General features: G+C 70.7%; 30 protein-coding genes and 1 pseudogene. 30 read left to right on the top strand and 1 reads right to left on the bottom strand.

What is annotated here, in order from left to right; all coding sequences use genetic code 11:
* Positions 1–76: 76 nt before the first annotated feature.
* The 21 genes and pseudogenes from ACFY1P_RS19865 to ACFY1P_RS19965 all read left to right on the top strand — a co-directional run bounded on the left by ACFY1P_RS19865 (position 77) and on the right by ACFY1P_RS19965 (position 15,029).
* Complete coding sequence (locus ACFY1P_RS19865) at positions 77–289, top strand: hypothetical protein (protein WP_390751314.1); 213 nt, start codon at positions 77–79, stop codon at positions 287–289.
* Entirely contained in the window at positions 286–1,446 is a 1,161-nt protein-coding gene (locus ACFY1P_RS19870) for a hypothetical protein (protein WP_390751315.1), read from the top strand. The genes ACFY1P_RS19865 and ACFY1P_RS19870 overlap by 4 nt, the downstream gene beginning before the upstream one ends.
* The gene (locus tag ACFY1P_RS19875) at positions 1,443–3,473 is read left to right on the top strand and encodes a hypothetical protein (RefSeq protein WP_390751316.1); all 2,031 of its coding nucleotides are present in this window, start codon (positions 1,443–1,445) and stop codon (positions 3,471–3,473) included. Before ACFY1P_RS19870 ends, ACFY1P_RS19875 begins: the two co-directional genes overlap by 4 nt.
* Before the next feature lie 154 nt (positions 3,474–3,627).
* Positions 3,628–4,092, top strand: coding sequence for a hypothetical protein (locus ACFY1P_RS19880; RefSeq protein ID WP_390751317.1), 465 nt, complete (start codon positions 3,628–3,630; stop codon positions 4,090–4,092).
* Positions 4,093–4,192: 100 nt separating this feature from the next.
* Positions 4,193–4,495 (top strand): hypothetical protein, encoded by a 303-nt coding sequence (locus tag ACFY1P_RS19885; RefSeq protein WP_390751318.1) that lies wholly within the window; start codon positions 4,193–4,195, stop codon positions 4,493–4,495.
* Positions 4,496–4,711: 216 nt separating this feature from the next.
* Complete coding sequence (locus ACFY1P_RS19890; RefSeq protein WP_390751319.1) at positions 4,712–5,236, top strand: PH domain-containing protein; 525 nt, start codon at positions 4,712–4,714, stop codon at positions 5,234–5,236.
* Positions 5,237–5,445: 209 nt separating this feature from the next.
* Positions 5,446–5,655: pseudogene (locus ACFY1P_RS19895) on the top strand (PH domain-containing protein); the annotation flags it as partial.
* Between the two features lie 521 nt (positions 5,656–6,176).
* The gene (locus ACFY1P_RS19900; protein WP_390751504.1) at positions 6,177–6,566 is read left to right on the top strand and encodes a PH domain-containing protein; all 390 of its coding nucleotides are present in this window, start codon (positions 6,177–6,179) and stop codon (positions 6,564–6,566) included.
* 302 nt (positions 6,567–6,868) lie between these two features.
* Complete coding sequence (locus ACFY1P_RS19905; RefSeq protein ID WP_390751320.1) at positions 6,869–7,864, top strand: DUF4007 family protein; 996 nt, start codon at positions 6,869–6,871, stop codon at positions 7,862–7,864.
* A 314-nt stretch (positions 7,865–8,178) separates the two neighbouring features.
* The gene (locus ACFY1P_RS19910) at positions 8,179–9,324 is read left to right on the top strand and encodes a hypothetical protein (protein ID WP_390751321.1); all 1,146 of its coding nucleotides are present in this window, start codon (positions 8,179–8,181) and stop codon (positions 9,322–9,324) included.
* Between the two features lie 118 nt (positions 9,325–9,442).
* Positions 9,443–9,919: a transcriptional regulator gene (locus ACFY1P_RS19915; RefSeq protein WP_390751322.1), complete on the top strand. Its 477-nt coding sequence runs from the start codon at positions 9,443–9,445 to the stop codon at positions 9,917–9,919.
* A gap of 51 nt (positions 9,920–9,970) precedes the next feature.
* Positions 9,971–10,414, top strand: a complete 444-nt coding sequence (locus tag ACFY1P_RS19920; protein WP_390751323.1) for an NUDIX domain-containing protein — start codon at positions 9,971–9,973, stop codon at positions 10,412–10,414.
* Positions 10,415–10,588: 174 nt separating this feature from the next.
* Positions 10,589–11,230, top strand: coding sequence for a hypothetical protein (locus ACFY1P_RS19925; RefSeq protein WP_390751324.1), 642 nt, complete (start codon positions 10,589–10,591; stop codon positions 11,228–11,230).
* A 41-nt stretch (positions 11,231–11,271) separates the two neighbouring features.
* Positions 11,272–11,778, top strand: coding sequence for a hypothetical protein (locus ACFY1P_RS19930; RefSeq protein ID WP_390751325.1), 507 nt, complete (start codon positions 11,272–11,274; stop codon positions 11,776–11,778).
* A 9-nt stretch (positions 11,779–11,787) separates the two neighbouring features.
* Entirely contained in the window at positions 11,788–12,069 is a 282-nt protein-coding gene (locus ACFY1P_RS19935) for a hypothetical protein (protein ID WP_390751326.1), read from the top strand.
* A gap of 74 nt (positions 12,070–12,143) precedes the next feature.
* Complete coding sequence (locus ACFY1P_RS19940; RefSeq protein ID WP_390751327.1) at positions 12,144–12,455, top strand: ATPase; 312 nt, start codon at positions 12,144–12,146, stop codon at positions 12,453–12,455.
* 1 nt (position 12,456) lies between these two features.
* Positions 12,457–12,834: an HIT family protein gene (locus tag ACFY1P_RS19945; RefSeq protein ID WP_390751328.1), complete on the top strand. Its 378-nt coding sequence runs from the start codon at positions 12,457–12,459 to the stop codon at positions 12,832–12,834.
* On the top strand, positions 12,831–13,325 hold the full coding sequence (locus tag ACFY1P_RS19950; RefSeq protein WP_390751329.1) for a nucleoside 2-deoxyribosyltransferase domain-containing protein: 495 nt from the start codon (positions 12,831–12,833) through the stop codon (positions 13,323–13,325). The genes ACFY1P_RS19945 and ACFY1P_RS19950 overlap by 4 nt, the downstream gene beginning before the upstream one ends.
* A 20-nt stretch (positions 13,326–13,345) precedes the next feature.
* Positions 13,346–13,495: a hypothetical protein gene (locus tag ACFY1P_RS19955; RefSeq protein ID WP_390751330.1), complete on the top strand. Its 150-nt coding sequence runs from the start codon at positions 13,346–13,348 to the stop codon at positions 13,493–13,495.
* 131 nt (positions 13,496–13,626) lie between these two features.
* On the top strand, positions 13,627–14,256 hold the full coding sequence (locus ACFY1P_RS19960; protein WP_390751331.1) for a hypothetical protein: 630 nt from the start codon (positions 13,627–13,629) through the stop codon (positions 14,254–14,256).
* Positions 14,253–15,029 (top strand): hypothetical protein, encoded by a 777-nt coding sequence (locus ACFY1P_RS19965; protein WP_390751332.1) that lies wholly within the window; start codon positions 14,253–14,255, stop codon positions 15,027–15,029. The genes ACFY1P_RS19960 and ACFY1P_RS19965 overlap by 4 nt, the downstream gene beginning before the upstream one ends.
* Before the next feature lie 204 nt (positions 15,030–15,233).
* Here the strand turns inward: ACFY1P_RS19965 and ACFY1P_RS19970 are convergent, their stop codons facing one another.
* Positions 15,234–15,731, bottom strand: a complete 498-nt coding sequence (locus tag ACFY1P_RS19970) for a hypothetical protein (RefSeq protein WP_390751333.1) — start codon at positions 15,729–15,731, stop codon at positions 15,234–15,236.
* Positions 15,732–16,024: 293 nt separating this feature from the next.
* Here ACFY1P_RS19970 and ACFY1P_RS19975 point away from each other — a divergent pair, with 293 nt between their 5' ends.
* The 9 genes from ACFY1P_RS19975 to ACFY1P_RS20015 all read left to right on the top strand — a co-directional run bounded on the left by ACFY1P_RS19975 (position 16,025) and on the right by ACFY1P_RS20015 (position 25,635).
* On the top strand, positions 16,025–16,765 hold the full coding sequence (locus ACFY1P_RS19975; RefSeq protein ID WP_390751334.1) for a hypothetical protein: 741 nt from the start codon (positions 16,025–16,027) through the stop codon (positions 16,763–16,765).
* Between the two features lie 141 nt (positions 16,766–16,906).
* Positions 16,907–17,704 (top strand): hypothetical protein, encoded by a 798-nt coding sequence (locus tag ACFY1P_RS19980; protein ID WP_390751335.1) that lies wholly within the window; start codon positions 16,907–16,909, stop codon positions 17,702–17,704.
* A 14-nt stretch (positions 17,705–17,718) separates the two neighbouring features.
* Positions 17,719–18,645: a hypothetical protein gene (locus ACFY1P_RS19985; protein ID WP_390751336.1), complete on the top strand. Its 927-nt coding sequence runs from the start codon at positions 17,719–17,721 to the stop codon at positions 18,643–18,645.
* A 112-nt stretch (positions 18,646–18,757) separates the two neighbouring features.
* A complete protein-coding gene (locus ACFY1P_RS19990) occupies positions 18,758–19,123 on the top strand; it encodes a hypothetical protein (RefSeq protein ID WP_390751337.1) in 366 nt (121 codons plus the stop codon).
* A gap of 52 nt (positions 19,124–19,175) precedes the next feature.
* Positions 19,176–19,739 (top strand): hypothetical protein, encoded by a 564-nt coding sequence (locus ACFY1P_RS19995; RefSeq protein WP_390751338.1) that lies wholly within the window; start codon positions 19,176–19,178, stop codon positions 19,737–19,739.
* Positions 19,736–20,623: a hypothetical protein gene (locus ACFY1P_RS20000; protein WP_390751339.1), complete on the top strand. Its 888-nt coding sequence runs from the start codon at positions 19,736–19,738 to the stop codon at positions 20,621–20,623. Before ACFY1P_RS19995 ends, ACFY1P_RS20000 begins: the two co-directional genes overlap by 4 nt.
* Positions 20,624–20,975: 352 nt before the next feature.
* Complete coding sequence (locus ACFY1P_RS20005; protein WP_390751340.1) at positions 20,976–22,703, top strand: hypothetical protein; 1,728 nt, start codon at positions 20,976–20,978, stop codon at positions 22,701–22,703.
* A gap of 220 nt (positions 22,704–22,923) precedes the next feature.
* Positions 22,924–23,322 (top strand): hypothetical protein, encoded by a 399-nt coding sequence (locus tag ACFY1P_RS20010; protein ID WP_390751341.1) that lies wholly within the window; start codon positions 22,924–22,926, stop codon positions 23,320–23,322.
* Positions 23,323–23,592: 270 nt separating this feature from the next.
* Positions 23,593–25,635 (top strand): hypothetical protein, encoded by a 2,043-nt coding sequence (locus ACFY1P_RS20015; RefSeq protein ID WP_390751342.1) that lies wholly within the window; start codon positions 23,593–23,595, stop codon positions 25,633–25,635.
* Positions 25,636–25,815 lie beyond the last annotated feature (180 nt).

A 25,815-nucleotide genomic window follows, 5' to 3' on the forward strand; every position in this document is an offset into this window, starting at 1 on the left:
CCGGCGCCTGATCACCGTCTCCTCCCCACGTCAGCGGCCCGCTGCCTCCAACCCCTGGGACGAGAAGGAGACGACGGTGACGTACACGTGCCGTACGACCGGCGGCGGCAGGAGGCCCTGCGGTGACTGGCTCGGGCCCGTGCTCGGCTGGATCTGGGCCCTGGGCACCATCGCCGCGGCCAGCAGCCTGGCCGCCGTCGTCCACCACGACCTCGACCGCCCCGAGCAGGCCCCCGCCGCCATGTCCCTGCCGGACGCGGCGACCACCACGACGGGAGGCTGGCGATGACCGCCGGTTCCAGGGCTATCGCCGCCGCCGAGGTCTTCGGCTACGCGGACGAAAAGATCAAGCAGGCCGCCGCCGAAATGTGGCCGGGCGGCACCGTGCGGCTCGGCCAGCACATGCCGAGCGTCACCGCCTATGTCCGCCGCCTGACGGTGGACGGCCGCCCGCTGTACGCGAAGGTCTCGCTGCTGGGCATGTCGCTGGTCTCGGTGCTGCGGGGCACGGCCGGGGACTGGGCCCAGGTGAGGGCGGCCCAGGCCGCCTACCAGGGATCGCCGGGGACCCTGCTGGAGCGGGAGGCCAGGGGCCTGGCCATCCTCCAGGAGGCCGGAGTGCGGGCCTGCCTGGTGGCCGGCTTCAGCGGCGGGGTGCTGTTCACCGAGCCGGTGACGGGGCCGACGCTGGCCGACCTGCTGGCCAAGGACCCGCACCAGACCGGCGAGCTGATGACCCGCGCAGTGGTCGAGCTCGCCGGACTCCAGCAGCCCGCCGTCGCCCGCGCCGTCGACGAGGCGGCCATCACCGAGCGGGGCATCGGCTCCACCTTCGACCGCAAGTTCAACGGCATCAGCGGCCCCACCTACCTGTGCAAAGCCGGACAGACCGGGGAGGTCCTGAGCACGGTGGTCCTGCGGCTGCGTCGGCTTCGGCCCGCCCCGGCGGCAGGGCACCGGCCGGTGATCTACGGCGACCTCAAGCCGGACCACGTCGTCTTTCCCGACGGCGCCGACGGGCGGCCGGTCTTCCTCGACCCGGGCCTGGGCCGGGGACGGCCGCAGACCGATGCGGCCAAGCTGATCTCCCGGACCGTACTCGGCCTGATCGCCTCGTCCCCGGACCTGGTCGCGGCCGACGCGACGGCGACCGGGATCGAGGAGTTCGCCGACGCCCTCACCGACGACCTCGCCCCCGACGAGCGGGCCCAGTGGCTGCGGCACCTGGTGGTGCTCTGGCTGATGGACACCACCAACATCCTCAGCACCTACCTGACCTGCCCGGCCGACTTGCCCCTGCCTGAGCACGCTGGAAAGCTCACTGCTCGGGCGGAGACGGTATGCAGCCTGCTGGAGACCACGACCGCGTCTCTGCTCGCCGGGGCGGACCCGCGGGCCGTGTGGCGGCGCGCGCTGGCCGACGTGGTGAAGGCGGCGAACCGGTGACGCGGCCGAAGACCGGGGCGATCGGGGTGATCGGCGCCGGGGCCGTCGGCCAGAGCGTCGCCATGCTGCTGGCGGCCGGCGGCTGGTGCGAGTCCGTCCGCGTCGTCTCCCGAACGGGCCTCTCAGCCCGGGCCCTGGTGACCGACCTGGAGGACATGAGTCAGGTGATCGGTTCCCCCGTCCGGGCGGTTCACGCCGCCCACCCGGGGCAGCTGGTGTCCTGCGAGGCGGTGGTGGTCTGCCCGAGGGCCGAGTTCATCAACACCAGCCGTACCAACGTGCGGATGGCCGGGCTGAACGCGAACGCCCCCGTCATCGCCGCCCTGGCCCGGGCGTTGGCCCACTACCAGGGGCTGGTGGTCATGGTGACCAACCCCGTCGACGTTCTCACCCGCCTGTTCGCCGAGGTCTCCGGCTGCCCGCGCGTCTACGGGGTCGGCTCGAACACCGATACCGCCCGCTACCGCCTCACCCTCGCCCGCCTCCTCCACGTGCCTGTCGAGGACGTGGAGGGGCATGTGATCGGCGAGCACGGCGACCAGGCGGTGGTGTGCGCGTCGGCCACCCGCGTCAACGGCCGCCCGGCCGAGGTGCCGGTCGGACAGGTCCGCCGCGAGCTGGCCGACCGCCCGGCCCGGATCAACGCCGGAATCGGCCGCACCCGCTGCGGCCCGGCCGGCGCCGTCATCGCCGCCCTCCGCGCCGGCCTCGGCTTGGAGGACCGCGTGGTGGAGCTGACCGTCAACCACGCGGGCCGGTGGATGGGAATCCCGTTGCGCTTCACCGCCGGAACCCCAAGCGTGTGCCTCCCCCGGCTCGATGCCGTCGAGGCCCGCCAACTGGTGGCCGCGGACATCAAGCTCCGCGACACCTACGAGCCGCTGGCCCGCCTGCACGTCCCCGTACATCCCTCATGGAAGGAGAAAACCGCAGTGACCAGGACCGCTACCCGCATCGCCACGGCCAGCAAGGCCGCGACCGTCACCAGCAACAGCAAGGTGGTCACCGACTGGGCCCTCCGCTACTTCGGCCCCTGGTGGAACGCCACCAGCACCACTGCGGACGCCGACGCAGCGGTGATCGCCGATGTCAGCCCCGACCGGGTCACCGAGATCGCCCAGCGCGTAGCCGACCACCCCCACGAGGAGACCGTCTACGCGAACTCGGCCATGCACGTCGACCGGGACGACGACGGCGCCGTCCTCGCCTCACAGCCCGACGACAAGCTCGCCTACCGGGCCGAGCCCGGTGGCCCCCTGCACATTTACGGCTGCGAGGACGTCCCCGTCGCCCTGGCCGCCGCCCGACTCGCCCGCGAAGCCGTCCGCGGGCAGCTGCTGGCGGACGGCTGGTCGATCCTGCACGCCTCCGCCGTCGTCCGTGACGGTCAGACCGTGCTGACCCTGGGCGACAAGGGAGCCGGGAAAACCACCACCGCCTTCCTTCTTGCCCGCGCTGGCTGGCAGCTGCTGGCCAACGACCGCGTCTTCATCCGCCCCGACCGTGACCGCCTGCGCGTCCTGCCCTGGCCCTCCGCAGCGGCCATTGGCTTCGGTCTGCTGGACGCCCTCGACTGGTACGAGACCGTTCGCGCACGCCTTCAGAGCGGCGAACAACTCCACCCCACGCAGCACCAGAAGGTCACCGATGCCCTCAACGCGGGCAGCCGCACACCCCTGTGGAAGGAGACCGGCAAGGAGCTCAAGCCCCAGTTCTTCCCCGACCAGCTCCACACCTGGCTCGGTCTCACCCTGGCCACCGAAGGGATCGCCACCCGCATCCTCTTCCCCCAGATCACCCCGGGTTCCAATCCCGCCCTGGCGCACTCCGATCGCACCGTGGCAGCCAGCGACTTCTTCACTCCGGGCACCGAAGACCGCTACCCCGACGTCTTCGGCCTCCTTCCCGCCATCACCACCGGGAACGGGCCTCTGCTGGACCTTCTGAGCAAACTGCCTCGGCGGTCCCTGACGCTAAGCCACGACGTGAAGGCCAACACCGACTTCCTCCAGCAGATCACCACCTGACCAGTGCGGAGCCGGGTGCCCTTGACGGGGCGTCCGGCTCAACCATGGTCCCGCTGTTGCATATCGCGACTCCTGAATGTACTTTAGACGTATCGCGCGGCGCCGCATCTCGGCCCCCCGAATCACTTCCGCTCGTTCTCCCAGGAGTTCGCCCATGTCAACTGCCGCTGCCCACGACGTCACCGCCGCGCTCATCGCCTATCGCAAGAAGCCCGGCGGCACCTGGCTGACGCTGGCCGACCTCACGTGCGACCTGATGCACCTGGCCAGCTACATGCACACCGACATCGACCGTTGCCTCAGCGGCGAAACCGGCGCGCGACTGGACGAACGGGCACTGTCCGCCATGCCGAACGTCCACAAGTCCGTACGCCCGCTCGCCAACCCCGACGACGCGGCCTCCGTCGACCACTGCTTCGACGGCTACGTGCACGCCAGCGACGCGGCCGCGGTTCTCCGCGTGCACACAGCCGAGGACACCCACATCACGTTTTCGGCTGCTTTGACCAAGCTGCTGGCCGATCTGCGGGCCTATGCCGACTTGCTCGGCCTCGACTTCGCCGACATCACCCGTTCGGCCAGGAAGTCGTACCAGGTCGACAAGCGCAAGGCTCAGTAACCACCCCAGGCCCGGCCGCTCCGCAGCCGCCCACCCAACCAGCGCCGACCCGCCAACAGCCCCCCATTTCCCCTATTTACTCCGGAAGGAACTCCCGATCATGAGCACTGCTCTCTCCCCCGCACCGGCCCGATCGGGCCGCGGCTCGATACGCCAGTTCCTCGACCTGGGTCTTCACCCGGCGACCCGCGCCCCGCTGCTCGACACCAATCTCCTCAAACCGCCCGCCTTCTGCGGGGACTGCGCGCACAGCGTCATCAAGCAGCACCGCGACGGCGGGGAACGCCTCAAGTGCGGGCTCCTGCCCCGCGGCAGCCGCGGGCTGCGGGGGCCTGACCTCCGTGACACCACGCCCGCTTGCACGAAGTACTCGACGCCCGTGCCCCCTCAGTCCGGCGCCTGATCCCGTCCGGCCGCGGCACCCACACCCCGCGCTGTCGGCCGTCCGCTCCGCCCGCCGCCTCACCGCGGCGGGCCCCGCGCCCTCGGCTCCCCGCGGGGTGAGCCAAACCCGCCCGCGGCTCGGGCGCCACGTCCCCGCGCCCTTCCGGCATCGCGTGTGCCCGGCAGCTGCGGCGCCGGGAACGCCCCAACCTTCCCACCTGCCCCGGGAGTTGTTGTGACCTGCTCCACTGTCCCCGACCGCCTGTTCGCGCCTCCGGGCATGGCCTTCACCCGCCTGCCCCGCCCCGCGCTCTCCCTGTGGCGCGTCGACCTCGCGCTGGGCGCTGCGCTGTCGTCCGCGGCCGTCGCCGGTCTCGTCGGCTTCCTGCTCCCGCGATGCGTATCGATCGTGCCGTCGTGGCCCGGATGGGGCCTGGCGGGCCTGCTGGCGGCCTGGGGCGCCTTCCGCTGGTGGCGCCTGGGGGCTGCGTGGCAGCGGTGCGGCTACAGCCTCACCGGGAACGAACTCCTCTTCCGTAGCGGAATGTTCCGCCGCCGATTGGAGGCTCTGCCGTACGGGCGGATTCAGAGCGTGGAGGTCTCCTCCGGCCCGTTGCAGCGCCGTTTCGGCGTGGCCACGGTCACGGTGGCCACGGGGACGTTTCACCACTTGAGGGTCCACGACGTCAGCACCGCGGAGGCGGAGCGCATCCGGGACGTCCTCACCAGCCTGGCGACCGAACGGCAGGTCTCCCTGTGACCCCCGAGAGCGGTGTGATCGAGGGCCGGCTGCATCCCGTCACACCGTGGCGCCGGGCCTGGGCCGTCACCTGCGCCATCGTGGTCTTCGTCTTCCGTGACCTGCCGGAGTGGCTGCACAGGGCACATACCTGGCCCCGCTGGGCCCTGGTCCTGGCGGCCGCCGGCACCTCGCTCGCGGCTGCCGGATACGGCTACGCGTCGTGGCGGGTGACGCAGTACCGGGTGACGGACGACGCGCTGCACTACCGCACCGGGCTCCTCTTCCAGCGTCGTCGGCGCTTCGAGCTCGCGCACTTGCAGGCGGCCGACATCCACCGCCCCTTGCTCGGGCGGCTGATCGGCGTGTGCACGCTGCGCCTGTCGCTGTCCGGGCAGCACAGCACCCTGGCCTACCTGAGCTCCCGCCAGGCCGAGGTGCTGCGCGCGGCCTTGGTGGCACGGATGGCCGGGGACACGCCGGTCCCGGCACAGAGCGGCGAAGCGCGGGTGCCGGCTGATGATGGCGGCGCGACGCTGCTGGCCGTCCGGCCGGGGATGCTGGCGCAGTCGCTGCTCCTGGACGCGCACCGCATGCTGCGGGCGGCCGCCGTGCTGGGCATCGGCCTGGTGCCCTACGCGCTGCTGGGGGAACCGATGGCCCTGTTGTCCGTGGGCGGCGCCCTCGGCCCTGCCTGGCGCCTGACCGGCTCGCTGTGGCCACGGTGGCACGGGTGGACGCTGCGCCGTGAAGCCGGCGGCTACTGCGCGGACTCCGGACTGTTCGACACCCGGCACCAGACGTTCCGCCACGCCCGCACCCATGCCGTCGTCCTGGAGCAGCCGCTGCTGTGGCGGCGCCGGGACTGGGTACGCGTGCGGCTGGTCACGGCCGGCAGCCACAAGCCCGAGTTGATCGCCCCTGTGGCCACCGTGCGGAGGCCGAGCAGCTCGTGGCCGATATGTACGGGCCGGATGCGGTCGCCGTGCTGCGCTCCGAGGGACGGGCGCCGCGCCGGGCCCGTCTGGCCAGCCTCACCAGCCACGCGCTGTCGTACACCACCGGAGACGACCACCTCGCCGTGGGAAGCGGGCTGTTCTGGCGCAACGCCGTCCACGTGGCGCCGACCGGCAAGATCCAGCGGGTGGACGCCGTGCAGGGGCCATGGCAGCGGCGGCTGCGCCTGGCCAGCGTCGTCATCCACCTTGCCGGGGGACATCCCCTGGTCGCGCGTCACCGGCACGCGGCCGAGGCCGCCGCGATCGCCGACAACCTTCGCACCCGGTCCACCCCGACTCCATGCCCCGGCGCGTCCACGCCGCTGGCGGACCAGGCAGCGGAGGCGGGCTGACCGCCCGCGCGCAGGGCCCCCTGCCCTCGCACACGGTGACACGGAGCGCAATGCCCCTCGCCCGGAAGCAAGGCCGACCTGGTACCGGACCCCGCGTCGTGCGATGACCGCCTTCCCCGCCGGACACGGACGACCGACCGGCTCCCGTGCCCGCTCAACCACGGCCGGTTGCCGACATTCCAGGGCCGATTCCCACGGCGGGCCGGCCCCGCGAAGAACCACGCCTGGGTGCGCAGCGCGCACCCAGGCGCCGGGAGCACGGCCGTGCTCCCGGCGCCCCTCACCCCCAGGAAGGGACTCTCGTGCGAACCCTGCTCCCGCTGACCAACTGTCTTCCGGCCTTCGGCCGGCACCGCGGATACCCTCCCCGCTACGGGTGGCCCTACAAGGTCCACGCGGCGCTGCTCCACGACCCCGCCTGTATGAGCCGGCCCGATGCACCCGTCGTTCTCGGTGTGGGCAAGAGCATGGTGCCCGCGATGGGCTTTTGGTCCCAGGCGTTCGGGCTGGCCCGCCGCGACGGCAACGGCCTCGTCCCCACGCACCGGGCACACTGGCTTCTGGACGACGTCCGGGGCGCGGACCCGTTCCTCGAACTCGACGCCAGTTTGTGGCTGCTGCACTGGTGGCTGCTGAGCGCATCCCCCTGCCTGGTGCCCAGCTGGCACTACCTCTTCGGACACGCCGCGTTGAGCCGCTACAGCCGCGCGGAGCTGCAGGGCCGCCTGGCGGATGCCGCGGAGACCGCGGGCTGGAAGCCCCCGTCCGCTTCTGTCCTCGCCGCCGACCTCGGCTGCCTCATCAGCATGTACGCGCCCGGAGACCCGGCGACGGCCAGCATCGAAGACGAGCTGGCCAACCCCTTCCGCACCCTGCACCTGCTCGAGCCCGGGCCGCCGGCCGCCCATACGCCGGACCGCAGCCACCGTGTGACCATCCGGCGAGGAGCCGGGCGGCGCTGTCCCGCCCTGATCCAGGCGTATGCCAGTTTGGACTTCGCCGCCCGCAGCGCCGGCCCCGCTCCCGGCTCCATCAGCCTCGCCGCGCTCGCCTCCGACCCTCTTGGGCCCGGCCGGCTTCTGCTGACCGGCACCACCGGGCTTCGCCGCGCCCTGTGCCAAGTCGCCGCCTGCCACCCGGGCCTGGCCATCGCCGGGTCGGCAGATGGTGAAGAGCTTCTGTTCTACTCGGACCGTCCGGCCCGTCTCGCCGAGCAGGTCCTGGCGGCCGCGTTCCCCGGCTGCGAGCCGGCCGATGGCCATCGAGATGCCGTTGAGGCCGTGCGCGGACACGGCTGATGTGGCCGGCGCGTGCCCTTGCCGCCCGAAGCCCTGGAACGGTGCCGGGCTCGAGAGTGACCCGTCTCAGCGGAGGTTGAGCGATTCTCACCGAAGGTGAACGGATGCGGGTTCGTCTCACCGATGGTTGATTGCGCGGGTCAGGACCTGTCTATCGGACTCGCCGAGAGTTCGTCCGCCCCGACGGCGGGCCTAGCTCAACCTCAGGGTGTCCCCTCCCGGGTCAGAGAGCATTCCAGCCATGTGATCGGCTTTTCCGGTCAGCATGTGTCGAGTCACTCGACATGTCGAGTGACTCGACACATGCTGACGGTGTGACCGAGAACGACCCGACCGGGCGCACCCGAGCCCTGCTGAAGCTGGGCAACTGGCCGATCCGCCGCGACAACCTCCCGGCCGACCGCGCCGCTCTGGTGGCAGCCGCATGGAGGACCGGCAACCGCAACATCGCCGAGCTGGCCCACGTCGCCGACGTCACCCGCGACGTCATCTACGCAGACTTGCGCAGCCACGGCATCGAGCCCACCGACCCCGAAGCGAAGAAGGAGCCCCCCGTGTCCCCTGCCGCCTTGACGTCCCAGTCCGCCCGCAGCCTCCTGCTGCGGAAGATGAAGACCCTGTTCGACGACGATCGCGGCCTGGGCGTGCTCGTCGAGTACAACGGCCGCCCGGACATGACCGACCACGAGAAGACGATGCAGAGGGCGTGGACGGATGCGCTGATCTCCCTGCACGGCCTGTCACGCGCCGCCGGCGTCTACTCCGCCTACGCCAAGGACCGCCAGCTGGAGGTCGCCCGTTCCGGCCTGTCGGTCGGTTCCTGGGACAACCTGGTGCTGGGCACCAAACCCATCGGCGCCTGGGTCCGAGACGAGCACGACTTCATGTGCGCGGTCTGCGGCGGCGCCTTCCCCTCCGTCCTGGTCCACGACTTCGATCCGGCATGCCTGAGGTGCGCCCGGGACGTCAGCGAGCCCGGCCGGGCCGCGCCGCTGTGGAAGGCCTACACCCATGACCAGTTCGTCTTCCCCGGCTGGCTGCGCAAGGAGCTCGACAGGGGCGAGAGCACGATCCGCATCACGTTCGACGACAACGAGGAGCGCGCATACACCGCCGGCGACGCCGCCCTACTGTTCCCCAAGACCACCCGCCTGCCCAACTTCACCCAGCGGTCGGCACAGTTCGGGTGCGAGAGCCGGGAGACCATCACCGCCATCGTCGAGGCCCGCACCGAGAACGAAGGCCGTACCTTCGACATCCTCGCCACGTTCACGTACGACCCCCGCCCCGAGGGCCGCGAACCCCACCCGTACGGATTCCGCTTTACCGCCGCGCGTATGACCCCCGCCCACCTGACCGAGGCCCGGACCACGGAGTACACCGACGTCTACGAGCTGCTCGATGACCTGCTCACCGGCCTGTGGGGCGGAAACCCCGCCAAGTCGCGCGAGGCTTCATGAAAGCCCAGGAGAACACACGACGATGAAGCGCCCCGGGGCGGCCGCATCGCCGGCAAGCAGACTCGGCCGCCCCGGGCCTCCGGACATCCACTGACGCCACCAGGAGGTACCCGTCATCATGCCCCACACCGCTGCTGCCACGTTCGCCGCGGTCTTCGTCATCCTCTGGGTCGCCCACTCATTAGGCGATCACTGGGTGCAGACCTCCGCCCAGAGCGCAGCGAAAGGAAAGCCGGGCCGGGCCGGCCGCCTCGCCGACACCCGTCACGTGCTGGCCTTGACCGTCACCAAGTTCATCCTGCTCGCCCTCGGCGCTGGCGTCCTGGACCTGCGCCTCAGCGTCGCCGGTGTTCTTCTCGGCCTGGGACTGGACGCCGCATCGCACTGGTGGGCCGACCGCCGCACCACGCTCGAGCGTCTCGCCGTGCTCGCCAGAAAGCATGAGTTCTACCAGCTGGGTTCCGACACGCTGCACACCACCACCGCGGAGGACGACATCACCGGCAAACACCTCGGGACCGGCGCCTACGCACTTGACCAGTCCTTCCACCACCTGTGGCTGCTGGTCGCGGCCCTCGTCATCGCCGCTGCCTGACGGCCCCTGTGCCGTTCCGCCTCCATCGCCCCAGACCAGGAGAGATCCGCCATGACCGAGACCTTCGAGACCATCCGCTACACCGCAGACAGCGTGATCTTTACCCCCGACGGACACGTGCTGCTGGTCGAGCGCGGCTGGGAGCCCTATGAAGGGCACTGGGCGCTGCCCGGCGGGCACGTCGACATCGAGGAGACCAGCCTCGACGCGGCCGCCCGTGAGTTGGGGGAGGAGGCCGGCGTGCCTGTGGCCGCCGGGGACCTGCACCAGCTCGGCGTCTGGGACAAGCCCGGCCGCGACCCGCGCGGCAGGTACGTCACCGTCGCCTACTTTGCAGTTGTTCCCGCGGGAACGACCCTCGTGGCGGGGAGCGATGCTCGCGCCGTCCGTTGGTGGCCTCTGGGCGCTCTGCCCGCACCGCTTGCGTTCGACCACGCCGACATCATCGAGGCAGCAAAGGACAAGGTCATGCCCCGCATCAGCCCCGTGCGCTGACCACGCCCGATCCCGTCGCCGAACCTGACGCTTCCCGGTTGCGCGGGGAACTGCGCGCGAGCACCCGCTGCCCAGGCCCTCGAGCCCCTCGCCCTGTCACATACCTCGCACCAGCGGCGAGAGAACCACCTCTGCGAACGCCCCTTGAAAGACACCGCCCGAGGAGCCAGCGCAATGACTGATCAGCCCGACCTCGTCACCCTCCTTTCCGTAGCGGGAGATATCGTCGAAGCCCTGGGCCCGCAGCCCGCCCCGGCACACGTCTTCGCCGGAGGCGGCGACCCTGCCCTTCCCCTCAGCGTCGACGGAAGCGAACGCCGGGCCTACAAGGAGCAGATGGCCGTCGTCGACGCCTTCGCCGACGCCTTCGGCACTGAAGTAGAACCCGTCACGTTCCACTCCTTCCTCTACATGCGGGCCGAGGCGGAGATCCAGGGCGTCAGGGTCCGCTCCCAGGCCACCTGCTCGCCCACCCCTCCCGACGGACTCGACCGGCCCGCCACCATGGCCGACACCCTCGCCGCGGTCCGAGAACTCACCGGGCTGCTCGGCCGGGCCGGCACGGAGAACGTCTATGGCGTCTCCATCGACGAGGTCAGCCTCCGGCTGCAGGCCACCGTCTACCTGGACTGGCAAGACGCGGGTGACCGAATCGACCGCCTCCTCGACGACCTGCCCGCCGGCGAACGGTCCGAGCAGGCCCTCCCCGGCATGCGCAGCGCCGTCGGCCTACTGCCCAGCGGGCACCGCGTCAACTTCCTGGCACGGCAGGCACCATGGCCACGGCTCCCGGCGGCCCGCAGCACACCGTCCTGACACCACCCCACCCTCGCCCCGCTGAGAAGATGGAGGACTCCATGCCGCTCGCCGTCTGGGCTCTTATCCGCCCCCGCAAGCGCGGCTGGCGCTACGGCAAGACCCGCATCCAGGAGTGGAACGACCTGCGTGCCTTCAATCTCCGCACCAGGGAACTGCGCAGCCAGCCCCGGCCGCCCCGGCTCGCCGTGGAGATCACCGGCGAGGACGTGAAGGCGGTCGAGTCCCTCGTCCGGGCCGCCGACGCGGCCTGGAACCGCAACCGGCCCGACGCCTACATGGACCACGAGGCCTTCATCGCCCGCCTGTACGAGCGCATCGGCGCTGCCAGCGTCACCGGCGCGCCCGCGCTGGCCGTCCCGCTGTTCGAGGACGAGATCGTCGACCTGGACGGGCACCTGACGACCATGGTGCAGCAGCACGCCCCGCAGCAGGACCTGGCAGCCGCCCGACAGCTGCTCAGCCGCCTTCACGCGCTCAAGGGCCGTGCACGGGCGATGCAGACGCTCAACGGCATCCCCGTTGCCCACCCCGCGATCGAGAGCTGAGCAGGTTCGATGGCGGCCCGCCTGACCTCCGACCGGCTCGCCGCGCTCCGTCTGGCCGCCGAGCACCCCCACGGCAACATCAGCCCGCTCCTGCGGCTGGAGGCCGACGGCCGCAAGGTCTTCCTCAAGGCATCGGACGAGGCCGCCCTCGAGGAGCTCGGCTACGCGGCCTCCCTGTGCGAGCACGGCCACGTCAACACCGGCCCCGCCCCGTACGGGGCCCCGCACCGCGGCTGTCCGCACCTCTTCCGCATCACCGACGAAGGCCGCCAGGCCGCCGCTGCCGACTGAGACCGACGGACCGGCAACCGGAAACAGATGCGAATCCCTACCGCCGCCGGCCAACGGCCAGAAAGGTGGACGCCATGACCGTCATCGAGCTCGTCTCCTTCGGCTACCTCCGTGGGCAGCCGCCGGCCGCGACCGTCACGCTCGACCTCCCCCGCCATTTCCTCGACCCGCACGTCAACCGCACCCTGCGCTGCCCGACCGCCCACGACGCCCCCGTCCGCGCCGCCGTGATGCGCACGCCCGGCATCAAGCAGCTCGTCGCCGGCACCGTGCTCCACACCGAGGCGTGCCTGGCGGGGCCCAGCGGCGGCGACGTTCCCGTGACGATCGCGGCCGGATGTGCGGGCGGCCGGCACCGAGCCGTTGACCGGACCAAGGAGTCCTGACGTGAAGCACTGTGTCTTCTGCGCTATCGCCGCCGGGGAAGCCTCGGCCGTCGTCGTTCGGGAGTGGCCCGACGCCCTCGCGGTACGGCCCCGCAGTGGCGGTGTGAACGACGGGCACGTCTTCGTCCTGCCTCGTGTCCACGTTGAGGACGCCAGCACCGATCCGGACGTGACCGCCGCGGTGATGCGCCGGGCCGCCGAGCTGATGGCCGAGCATCCCGCCGCGAACATCATCACCAGCAAGGGGGAGGCGGCGACCCAGAGCGTCTTCCACCTCCACGTCCACGTGGTGCCCCGCCAGGAGGGCGACAACCTGCCGCTGCCCTGGACCCCGCAGCACACTGCCCGCACCGCTGCGCAGAACGGAGCCGTCTCATGAGCACCATCAGCCTGGTCATGGCCCGTGAGCCCATCCCGGCCGGCCCGTCCGTCTTCCTCGCCGGGCCCACCCCCGACAAGAGCGTGCCCGTACCGTCCTGGCGGCCCGAGGCCGTTCGGGCCTTGGCCGCGCAGTGGACCGGTGAGAAGCCGCTGACCGTCCTGAGCCCCGAGTCCCGCAAGGGCCAACGCGCCGACCGCTACGAGACACAGGTCAACTGGGAGACCGACGCCCGCGCGGCGGCGACGGCGATCCTGTTCTGGATCCCCCGCGACCTGCGCACCCTTCCCGGGATGACGACGAACGTCGAATTCGGCCTGGACGTCGCGACAGGCCGGGCCGTCCTCGGCTGCCCGCCCGACTGCCCTAACCCCGAGCGCAACCGGTATCTGATCTACGTGGCTCGCCGCCACGGCGTCCCGGTGTGTACCACGCTGACTGACACCGCGGCCGCAGCCCTCGCCGTGGTCGCCGCTGCTGGCGCCCGGTAGTCCGGTGAAGCGCGGCCACCGTGGCCCTGGCTCTGAACGCCGTCTTCAGCGGCGACCTCCCCACAGCCGCTGAGCTCGGCGTCGCCGACCTCGCGGTTCCGTACCGGAACCGCGGTCTGAGCGTCACGCTGCCCCACCGCGACCTTGACAAGCCTGTCGTCGAACGCTGACCCACCACCCGCCCACCCCACGAGACGAACGGACACATGAGGACCTGCCCCGCCCCCTGCACCCCACCGGTCACCACCAGATCTGTCGGCCCGGCACGCGCCGGTGCGGCGCCAGCGGAAGGAGCGCCATCGTGACCTGGCACCGCAACGATGACGGCGTCTATACCCGCCACGCGCAGCCCCCGGGCCATCCGCTCCGCGGCGCCCTGGACCTGGGGCTGACCGCGGAGGAAGTGACTCGCTACGACGCCCATCACGAGGCCGGTCATGCTGTGCTCGGCCTTCTCAAGGGGATGCCCGTGCGGCGGGCGACGCTGGAGCCCAACGACCTGCACAGCGCTCACGTGGAATTCGGCCCGTGGTCCGGACCCTGGTGGTCCTACGCGATCATGATGGCCGCAGGGGACCGGGCCGGCGACCGATGGCTGCGCGAAGCCGACCTGTGGACAGCGCAGCGGGCCTGGATAGCGGAGCGGGGCTGCGACTCCGACCGGCGCAAGGTCGCCGAGACGGTCCCCGAACCCTCCGTCGTCATCTTCGGGGCGCTACCGGCAGGCGCACAACCGCAGCAGGGGGTCGCCCACTACCAGGCCCTGCAAGACGAGGCCGACTTCTGGCTGGACATGTACTGGCCGCGGGTGCAGAGGCTTGCGGGCGCAATGATCGAGCACTGCGAACTGTCCGCACACCGGATCAGCGAGCTCACGGGCATCCCGCTGACACAAACCGCTGCTTCGGTGAGCACGGAGGGGGAGGCATGACGGGCACCGAGCTCTCACAGGAACTCGACGGCGACTGGACGGACGCCGTCGAATACGACGACTGGTACTTCAACGACAACTACCTGCAGGGCCTGCGCTCGGGCCGGTTCCACCAGGACGCGTGGATCCGTGAACTCGTCGAAGCAACGCCGGCGGTTGACGACATCCGGTACCGCGGCGAACACCTGACCGTCCACCCGTCCCCCGGCGGTGCCTTCGCGGTCCTCAACGAGGAGTGGTTCGGTCGGGACACCTCCACCTGGGTCGCATTCCCCACGGTCGCCATGGCACGTGCCTGGACCCACGGGCTTGCCGCCTGGTGGCTGCGCAGCCATCTGCCCCAACCACCGCAGTACGGCGGGTCGCTGGACTCCTGGGGCGGACGGTACTGGGCGGCCGAGCGAGACCTCCTCCATGGACGATGGGCCGTCGTGATCGGACCGGAACCCGCCCCCTGGTACCACTCCATGGAAACCGAGGACCCGACCGCCGGCTGGGACTTCATCGCCCAGGCCCTGGCGGATGCAGGGATCCACCCCGCGTACTGGCCGGAGGCGATGCGTACGGCCCACGCCGCCGACACCCGGCCCCACACCGAGGTCCCCGCCGGTCCGCCGACCGCCCCGGCCTCGCAGTCACCTGCCGCGGAGATAGAGCCTGCCAATGGCGCCCGGTCACTCCACGAGTGGCGGTGGACAGCCTGGTGGCATAGATTCATCGATCGGCTCTTGCGGCGTGCAGACCACACCGTCGTCACGAAGGACACACGATGAGCAAATACGGAATGCGACGCGAGCCTGTCATGGATGCCATCAACCTCCTGGGCATCTTCGGCCCCTTCATCGTCCTCGGCGCCGTACTGATCCGGCACTTCGCCTGACGGTCGTTACACGGCCAGGCTCTGCAACCTGACGAAGCGCTTCTCTTGTCGGTTATGGCCGACCGGAAGGAGCGCTTCGTCCTTCGTCCGTGCTGCCTCAGTTCCTGCCGTTGGCCGAAAAGGCCAGCCAGCGGCCCGGGGCCGGATCGTCGAGCCGGTGCAGCGGACTCACATGCTCGTCATCGACAGGCAGGGCCGAACCGTGTTTCCAGCGGTAGGTGGTCCCGCCCCTGTACTGCAGCCCGTAGACGTACGTCAGTCCGACAGTGCCCTCCGCTGCCGCGCGCGTGGGCGCGGGTTCCTGCACCTGCTCCGGCCCGAATTCGGGTGAGGCGAGGGTGCAAGTGTGGGTAGCCGCCGGCCCGACGTACGCGCACCCCGGGCAGCGCACCCAGCCCGCCTCCCAGACAGCCGCCTCGACCACCGAGCGTCCCGGGCCGAACCCCAACGACATCAGCTGGTGCGGCAGGCGCAGGTCCTCCACAGCGCGCAGGGCGGCGGCCGCGGTGACGTCGTGGCCCTGAACGAACCACCCGGCCACCCCTGCGTTCTCGCCGCACCCGCAGAAACAGCGCCGCGCCCTCTTCTCCGTCACGACCCGCGACCCTAGCGGCTCCAGCAGCCCTCGATCTGCCAAGCCACGCCAACTCGCCCCGGTCTGTTCACCATGTGGGCGAACACCGGCGCAGGCTCCACACACCGACGCGTTGCAGATAGGGAAGCCTGCATGTATCTTGATTGTCAGTTCACCGCCTCACTCCGCGCTGCCCGAGGAGTCTTCGGAGCCCGCGCCGCCTCTGGGTGCCTTGACCGCACAGCACGGAGGCTGAAGCACGGGCCGCGCAGCTCGTACACGAGGCGCACCCACCTTTCACTGGAGCGTCCGCAATGCCTTCATCCGACATTCGCTTCCAGCTGGCCGAAGAGCAGATCCTGGCCTCGCTACACCACGGCATCCAAGCAATCCGGCGCAAGACCGGGTCGTGCTCGGTGGATGACATCTCCACGCACCTGATCCAGCAACTCGGCGCCGGACTACTCCGCGAAGCGAGCCCCGCTCCCCACGCACGGACCGAGACCGGGTCACTCGACACCGACGCCCTGGTCCGGGCCGCATACGTGGTAGAGACCACCATCGCCGACCGAGCCGCCCAGGTCCGCTTCACCCCGGGTCTTGCCAAGAGCGGCCTGGCGCACGGCGAGCACCTGGACATCCGGGCCACGGTGCTCTTGAGGAACCGGGTCGATCTGACGTTCATGTGCGGCCTGGTCAGCACCGACCGCGGAGCCACCTGGTCCCTGGCCCTCACCACGTCGGACAAGAGCCGACTCGCGTCCGCCAAGACCATGAAGGGCCCGGTGGGCGAGCAGGTCACCGCGCTGGTGCACGACCCCGGCCACCGAAGAGGTCTGGAGCCCGTCATCGACGCCGCACGGCACGTCGCGGGCATGCGGGCCCTGGGCCTTCTCGCCGGCGAACGACAGCGCCTGGCACTCGCCGGAGCCCGTGCCGTCGCCGCCCGCGCAGTCTTCGACCGGTACGGCTACAGCGAAGCCGACATGACCCGACTCCGCACCCATCTGGCACAGCTCGCCGCAGCCGACCACAAGGGCCTCGTCGACTGGTGACCGCTACACCGCGATACCCCCGGCGCACCTACGGAGGCGCGCCGGGGCCAGTCCCTCTCTCCCCTGTCCGCGAGTGGGACGGACGCGCCCTCCGACCCCGCGTCCATGCCCCCGCCACGTCCCTCTTCCTGGAGGCACCACATGCCCGACCCCAACCACCTCTCCTCCGCCCGGAAGGCACAACCAGAGCTGCCGGCCTTCTGGCTCGGTGTCCACCGCCCCCACTGGCTCGGGCGCACCGACGTCCCGATGTTCGTGTCGAACCGTCGCCTGGCCGGCCTCAAGGCCCTGCCTCGGGCACAGGGCCCGTGGGCGCTCGACAGCGGTGGATTCACCGAGATCACCCAGTACGGCGCATGGCACACCAGCCCGCGGCAGTACGTGGCGTTGATCCGGCGATACCGCGACGAGGTCGGCCAGATGGCCTGGGCGAGCCAGCAGGACTTCATGTGCGAGGAGCAAGCGCTTCGCATGACCGGGCTCACGATCGACGAGCACCAGGACCTGACCGTTGCCAACTTCCTGACGCTGCGGGAGCTGGCGCCTGACCTACCCATCGTGCCGGTCCTGCAGGGGTGGCTCCGGCCGCACTACTTGCGCTGCGTCGAGAAGTTCCTGGCCGCCGGCGTCGACCTGGCCGAGGAGCCGCTCGTCGGTGTCGGCAGCATCTGCCGGCGGCCGAACACGTACGTGGCCAGCTGGATCCTGGAGGACCTCCATGCAGCGGGCCTGAGGCTCCACGCCTTCGGCTACAAGAAGAGCGGCCTGGCCAGGTCGTGGCCCCATGTGGTGTCGGCCGACAGCATGGCGTGGTCGAAGGGCGGGCGGTACGAACGCACCTGCGGCACGCACAAGAGCGAGGCCAACTGCCTTGACCACGCCCTGTGGTGGCGACAGGACCTCCTGGACCACCTCGCTGACATCCGGGGCCGGGCATGAACGGGAGGCGGATCGTGCCCAGCGCGGGCGACCTGCGCGCCATTGTCTCCGGCAACTCCAAGGGCTACACGCAGCGGTGGACGTTCGGCGTGCCCACCTGGCGTCACGTCTCCGAAGGCGGATTCCGCAGGGACCGGTACGAGGTCGTGCGACTCGAGGAGGAGGCGGCCCGCCGCTACGTAACGGGGCACCATTACCTCTCAGGGTGGCCAGCTGCCATCCACCGCTTCGGGCTGCTGGATACCGAGGCGGAGCCCGGCCCCCGCGACCAGACGGTCGCGGGACAGGTCCTGGTGGGCGTGGCGGTGCTGGCCTCTCCCATGAATGAGCGCGTTCTGACAAGCCCCTTCCCTCGACTTCGGCCGTACGCTGAGAGCGTCGAACTTGCGCGCCTAGTAGTCGGGGAGTCCGTTCCGGCCAACGGGGAGACGTTCCTGGTTTCGCGCGCCCTGAGGCTGGCCGCCGAGCGCGGGATCCGCGGGGTCGTCTCGTTCGCAGATCCGATGCCCCGGCGGCGGCTGACGGGTGACGGTGCGGTTGTCGCCTCCCCTGGCCATCTTGGCATCGTGTACCAGGCGCTGGGTGCCCGGTTCGCCGGCCGGAGCACGGCGAGGTCACTGTGCTTCCTCCCGGACGGCTCCGTGCTCAGTGCGCGGTCGAGAGCCAAGATCACCGGTGGCGAGGTCGGCGGGAGCGCGGTGACGCGCAGGCTGGAACTCCTGGGGGCACGGCCGCGGCTCCCGGACGAGGATCCTGCCGCATGGCTCACCGAGGTGTTGCCCGCGATCGGCGCCCGAGCGGTCCGCCACCCGGGGAATCTGCGCTACCTGCTGACGGCGGGCCGCACGAGGAGTGAACGGTCGAGAGCCGTCTTCGGGATGCCTTCACTCCCGTACCCGAAGTGGGAGGCCGACAGGCGCCCGTTCAGCGCTCACACGTAACCAGCGTTGCATTTCCCCACCGTTGACTGTATATTCACGGTGCGGTTGAGGTCACGCCTCCCCTCCTCCTTCTGCGGTCCTTGCCGCACCCTCCACGCCAAGGAAGCACGCCATGAAGCTGGTTGTCCCCGCCTCCGCAGCGAACTATCACGTGTCCGACAGGGATTACAGCTGGACCGACCCCGGCGAGGTCCTCACGATCGGAACCGACGACGCCTTCGTCGGCATCACCTCCGACCGGCACACCACCCGCGGACGCGTCGCCGAACTCGACATCAAGCGCACACAGGTCACCGAACAGATCATCAGCCGCCTCACCCGGTGCGGCTGGTACCAACCGCACCGGGAACGGCAGACCACCGAGACCCGTAAGCGCATGCGCGAGGTCTTCGGCCTGGCCCGCGGCTTCGAGGTCGGCGCCGTGATCGAACTCCACCAGGGGCGGCCCCGGCGCTGCGCCGAGCCCACCACGGCCTGACGGCCGCGCGCACCGCTATTCGCCCCCAACTCACGCCCAGGAAGGCCTTCCCTTGAGCACCACCGTCCCCAGCAGCGAAAAACAAAAGATCTGGTACCTGGCCACCCTGGGCCGCACAGCACTGCTACAGCAACTGTCCCAGCTCGGCACCCTGGTCCCGACCTCTCTCACCCACGACCCTCTCAGCTGCGCACGCTGGGCCGTGCTCGCCTCCGGCCGCCTCACGCCCGAGGCCCAGCAGGCCGTTGAGTCGGCCCTGCTTCCGCTCGCCGACGCCGCGTCCTTCTCCGTCACCCTCACCATCGACGACGCGCCCGTTCACCACACCGGCATCGTGCCCGTCTTCACCGAGCACACCGCAGGTGCCGTCACGGGCCAGTACGCCGAGCTGATGCTGCTGGAGCATGGCGGCCTGGCGAACAAGGCCGCCTTCCGCCTCTCCCGCATGCCGACGGACAAGGGCTGGATCATCGACGCGGACTTCCAGCCCAGCGGCATTCCGGCCGCACAGCGGCCCTTCGGCTCCGCCCGGGGCGGCCGCAACCGAACCGTGCTTCCCCCAGTCGCCGCCGAACTCAACCGCCTCGCCGCGCAGGTGGAACGGAGTGCGCTGTGACGCTGTACGGGATCCCGCCCGCCGGAATGCGCCGCTTCCTGGCGCCCGAAGACGGGCAGGAGCATGCCCGCGCCATCGTCGACGCCGCGCACGCCTGGTGGGTGACCCATCGGGGCGGGTCCGGTGACCGTGCCATCGCGGTCGGAACCCTGGCGGGGCTGGCCCTGTCAGCTCCCAGCCGGCCCGACGGCCCCGACTACGGGACGCTGCTGATTCCGCTTGGCGACGAAGGCCTGGTGGACGCGCTGAGAGCAGGGTGGAATTCCTTCTGGTCCTACGACCCGGACCTCGCCGAAGCTGCGCGCCCCCTGCACGAATGGCTCTCCCACCCGAGCGGGAACGAGATCCGGGGCCTTGCCGACTACGCCCGCATCCTCGTGCGGGCGGGGCTGCTGGAGTACTGCTCGGACACGGCCCGCGCCGAGTCCGACGACATCCTTGGCCGACTGATCGCCCGGATGCGCACCTACGCGGAACGGCAGAGCACCGGGGAGTTCTTTACCCCCTCGATGGCCGCGGACCATGTCGGGGAGACCGTGTTCGCCACGGACCGGGAACCTGGCAGTCTGTTCCTCGAGCCCGCCGCCGGTACCGGCACGATGGCTCGGGCCGCCGCCGCGGCCTTGCGGGTCTACGGCATGGACCCCGCCAGCTACCGGTGGTGGCTGAACGACGTCGACGCCCTGAATGTGGCCTGCTGCGCGGTCAACGCTCAGTTGTGGCGGCTCGGGCGGCAGGTGACGGTGTCCATCGGCGACGCCCTTCGGCAGCCGCGGCTGCTCGAGGAGCAGGTGCACGAGCGTGCGACGCGGGCGATCGCTCGGCAGAAGGAACAGCCGGTGCTGTACCCGACCCGAACTCGCCCTCCGTACTGGCCGATCTGACGCCCGGTCCGGGCCTCCCCGCCCTGCGGCGGCTACCGCACGGTGCCGTACGGGCGGGGGGAGCCGGGGCGTCCGGACGGAGTGCCTCGCCAGAGCCGGCTTCGTGGCGGAAGCGATGAGCTCCTCGCTCGTCCGGGGGCTTAAACGTGCAGGGGGCGCCGGCGGTGTGGTTCAGGGAGGTCCGGCCAGTGACCTGCCCAAGAGTGGGCAGGTGGTCGGGCTCGCTGCTTGGGAGGACCCGGAGAAATGCCGTTGCATCTCTCGATTCTTATGCGTATCTTCGTCGTGTCACCCGGTGCGGAGTATCCCCGGGTCGTCTTCCCGAACCCTATTTTCCCAGGCGAGGTTTGCCATGTTCCCGCATCTGCCCAAGGTGACCGACTCCGAGCTGCTGGCGAGCGCGGCGGCGGCCGCCAAGCGGCTGCGCCCGGCCCCCGGCGAGTTCACCATCCTCACGGCACTCCAGTTTCAGCTGTACCGGGAGCTGCACGCCGCCTCGGGGAGCGCGGTCCGCCCCGGTGCGCGCGCCACAGCCTTCGCGTGGCTGTCACGTGCGATCCAGGACGTCCTCGATCACTCCGAGGAGTTGAGCGTTCTCTGTCAGGCCTACGCCCACCTGGCGAATGCAGCACTGGAGGATCCGCGCGTGGCCGATGAGCTGCTCGCGCGGTCCAGCGTGCAGCACGGGCCAGGCTCCTCCTTCCTGAAGCGCTTGCTCCGGTTCGCGGCGGCCGACACCCTGGTCGGCAACGTCCAGAACCTCGTCGCGGACTTTGTGGATACTGCGGACGAAGAGACCATGCGTGCGGTCCTGACTCAAGTGGCGGGCATGGAATGGGCGCTTGACCCCTATGACGTCCACCGGATCACGCCCGTGGACGCCACCAGGGTCGTTGACGAGCCCCTGGACGAGGCGGTCCGGTTCCGGACGCTGCTCAACCTGGACGCCGAGCAGGGCAAACCGTCCGGGCAGTGCCTCACCATGACCGAGAGCACGGCCTGGGACACGCCGGACTGGTCCCGCATCCGGAGCTGGCGGCGTCGCTACGTCGCGGCGCACAGGCGGAGCATCGACTGGGCCATGACGAAGGCCAGCGGGTACCGCAAGGGACGTGAGCCGCTGGCGCCCTATCGGCACCCCGAGGGCTTGGAGGCGGGGGTGGTGGCCCAGCTCCGGCAGGAGGCGGAGCGCACGGAGTCCGCCCGGCTGTGGCAGATCCACGATTCGCTGGCCCAGATGACGCTACGCCGCGTACAGCGGCGCGCCGACCGGGCTACGACGCCCTTCGACCCGCGCCATCTCCCGTCGGCCCGGGGGATGCTGTTTCTGGACACGCCCTTTCTGCTGCCTACCGGCCGTCGCATCGTCGGTTACACGTGGGGCCCTTGGACCCCGGGCGAGGAAGAGGGATGGATGAGCCGGGGGGCCGACGGAGAGCTGGAGCCGTCGGAGATCCCCCCGGACGGCACGACCTGGACCTGGGTGACTCCCCTGACGTGCGATCAGTCGCTGCTGTCGCTCCCGTTCTCGCCCTACAGCACGCTGCTGCTGCGCCCAGGCGACGTCCTGGAGCCGGAGACCCGGCTGCGCGACCCGGAGAACCCCGACCGGTACCGGAGCGGTTCTGACCGCCTGGGGCGTCATGAGCTGATGACCCGGCACGTGCGCAGCCTCTGGGAGCTGCTGACGCAGCACGAGCGCTCCTCCGTGCGGGTGCTCGCCATGGAAGTGCACGAGGCCAAGCCGCGCGAGCAGCGTTCCGACCGGCGCAGGGGGATCACCGACTCGGGGCAGGTGACGAACGTGTGGGTCGACCCGGATGCGGGAGAGCGCCACCGGGCGCAGCGGCGCAATGCGAGTGCCTCCGGCCACAGCTGGACCGTGCGGACCTGGCGGCGCGAGCATGAGCGGGACCAGTGCCCGAACTCCCATGAGCATGCGGCCCGCGAGGCGACGGGCGGCTGCCCGCACTACGAGATCACCATTCCGGAGCACGTCATGGGTCCGGCGGGGGCGCCGTGGTCCGACCGGATGCTTCGCGGCCGGAGCCGGGGCTCCGGGGCGGACGAGCGTGCTTAACCATACGCCTGGCGTTGCATATCTCAATTCTTCACTGTAGTTTAAGTGGGGCTGGCGGTCCGGGTGTCACTCTCCCCGGCCGCCCCTCTCCCTCACGCCCCGTCATCTGAGCGCGGGGCCTCAAGAACCCATCACCACCCGAGGTCCTCTCATGTCCGATTTCTGTCCTACCCGCGTCCACCCGCACCGGTTTTGCCGTCCGCTGCACACGGTGCACGGCGTGGCAACGCTGTTCGCCGTAGCCGGAGTCATCCTTGAACAACCGGTGATCTTCCTGTTCGCGGTGCCTCTGAGCATCCTTGGGGCGGCCATCTTCCGTTTGGTCAACCACGGCAAGTCGGCCACCGAGGTCACCCGGCAGGACGAGGACGCCCAAGAGCCCGCGCTTGTGCCCCACCGGGGCTGGGGATGCGTCGCCGTCGCCCTGGACGGGCTGCTGCTCGTGTGCGCTCTCCTCGTCTGGGCTGCCCTTCTGACCAACCCGCGCGGCGACTTCGTCCCGCGAGGGTCCGCCTCCGACTACGTGGCACTGGCGATCTGCCTCGCGATCGTTGTCGCGCACACCTATGCCCACCGGGAGGCTGTCCGCCCCGCTGTCGGCAAGGCCGCGAACTCCTGACGGCCGCGCTCAACCGCCGCCCTCCTCATCCGCCCGCTGCGCCCCGTCTACGGGGCGCGGCGCAGCGCCGGAAGAACGCGGCCCCGGAGCCACCACCAGCCGTGCCCGCAGGGCCCGGCGTGCACGGCCGCCGGCGCTCACTCGGTGCCCGCCGGCAGGCGGCCCCGCAACTGCCGCGCGCCATTCGTAACTCCCCGCCGTCTCGCGGGGTCACCGCAGCCCCTCCCCCGCTTTCAGTCCGCCCGACGCACCACATGCAACAGGATCCCGATGTTCGACTCCCCTCCCTCCGGCGCCTCCCACGCCTGGCCCGGGCCCGGCCTTCCCACGCATACCCCGCCCCCCGCCGTACCGGACGTTGCCGCTTCGCACCTGGCCGACGTGGTGTCCGACCCCGGTTCGCCCGACGTCATGGACGGCGAGGGCGGCGCGCCGGTGGATGCGCCGTGCCCGCTCGCGGAGGCCGAGCGGCAGCACGCTCGCGCGGTTGCCCGGCATGCTGCGGCCCGGGAGATCGGTGAGGCGCACTCGGAGAAGATCTCCGCCGGATACGAGGCGCTTGATCAGGTGCGGCGCTGGCGTCTGCCCATGTCCGTGGAGGACGAGGGCTGGGCCTTCGTGCACGGGGCCGAGGAGGACAGTCACGCGATCTGGGCGCGCGTGCACCGGGCCTACTGGGTCAGGGACAGCGCCCGGGCCACGGTGGCCCGCGTCCAGTCGGCCATGGGCCTGCCGGTGGACGAGCTCGATCTGCTGACCGACGAGCAGCGCGACGCGTACATCGCAGGGCTGACGGACGAGGAGCGTGCGAAGCTCGCCGGGCCGTGGCCGGTCGAGTGGCTGTTCAGCCCCAAGCAGGGTGCCCCCATCCGCATCGTCAACTTGTTCGCCGGGCCCGGGGGCTGGTGTGAGGGCATTGCCCGCGTGTTGGGCGAGCCGGTCGACATGGTCGGCGTGGACACCTCGCCGGCCGCGTGCGTTACTGCGGAGGCAGCGGGGTACCGGCGGATCTGCGCGTCGGTCACGGAGCTGGACCCTGAGCACCCGGCGCTGAGGTATGTGGTCGCGGTCATCCTCTCGCCTCCGTGCCAGACCCTCTCTCCTGGGGGCAAGCGGGCAGGTCTGGCCGAAGCAGCCATGAGCATCGTCGAGGATGTGATCACCGAGGCCGGAGCGGCCGCTGGCTTCATTATGGTCGACGACGCCGGCGACGGCATGGAAGGCTACGCCCCGCCCACGGGCGCGACATGGGACGAAGTCCGCGCTCCGCTGGCAGCATTGGAGGACCAGCGCACAGGGCTGATGGCTGAGTGCGTGATCTGGCCGCTGGCTTTGCAGGCGAAGTTCGGCAACATCCGCTGGGTGGCCATGGAGCAGTCCTCGAACTTGCTCAAGTCCAAGGCCGCCAAGTACGTGGTCGAGGCGATCACCAGCGAGTTCTACGGCGCCGGCTGGGAGTACGCGAAGTTCGCCCTGGTCGACGCGGTCGACTACGGCATCGCTGCCCGGAAGAACCGCACCTTCCTGGTGTGCATGCGCTACACCCGGCCGTTCGTCGACTACCGGCCCAGCGAGCCGTTCCCGGTCACCACCTGGGCGGCCTGCATGGGCTGGGAGAAGGGCCACAAGGTCAACACGCGCGGCGTGCGAGGCATCAACCCGAAGACCGGACGGCCCAAGGGCGGCAACGCCTTCTCCGCAGACGCGCCAGGGACGACCGTGACCGGCACCGCCTACGGATGGGCGCGCGAGGCGGACGGCCTCAAGCACTCCCATGCGGACCTCGGCCGCGCCTCCGGATTCCGCGCGGACTTCCCGTGGACCCACGTCGGCCGCGGCGCGGGCATCCGCAACATGACCCAGCTCATCGCCGACACAGTGAACCCTGCGGTGGCTGCCGCGTGGATCGGGCACATTTTGGGCCGCACGTGGGAGCCGCAGACCCGCGCATACGTGCACCGTCTCAACCGACCTCACGTTCCCGGACATCCCTCCGCTCCCCAGACCGCGAAGGAGCACTCCACAGCTTGGAGCGGCCTGATCTCCGCGCAGCGGCGCATGGGTACGGCCCAGGCGCGCATGGAACAGGCCCTGGCCGATGCGGTGCTGTGCGCATCCGTGCAGATGGCGCCGCACGGGCGCCCGGTCCTCGAAGCCGCCCCGGTTCGTCTGGCCCTCGAAGCCGCTCCCCGCCGTCTCCAGCTCGAAGCCGCCCCTCGGGGCACGGTCGCGGAGGCCGTACCGGGCAACCCTCCGTCGCGTCGGCATCCGGTCAGCGGGACGCGCAGCGAACAGCTCGTGCTGGTGATGTAGCGGCAAGTCGGCGCGGTGTCCCGGACGTTGTCCGACGTCGATGGGTGGGCACGAGCCTCATCCCGTGCCGGGACAACCCAGAGAGGGGTGTTGCTTATCTCGGTCCTTACCTGTAGATTGATTGTACGTCGGGGGCGCCGGAGCCCCCCCACCCCCTCTTATCCAGACCCAGGAGACCGT

It is taken from the genome of Streptomyces sp. NPDC001407, assembly GCF_042895325.1.
GTDB lineage: Bacteria > Actinomycetota > Actinomycetes > Streptomycetales > Streptomycetaceae > Streptomyces.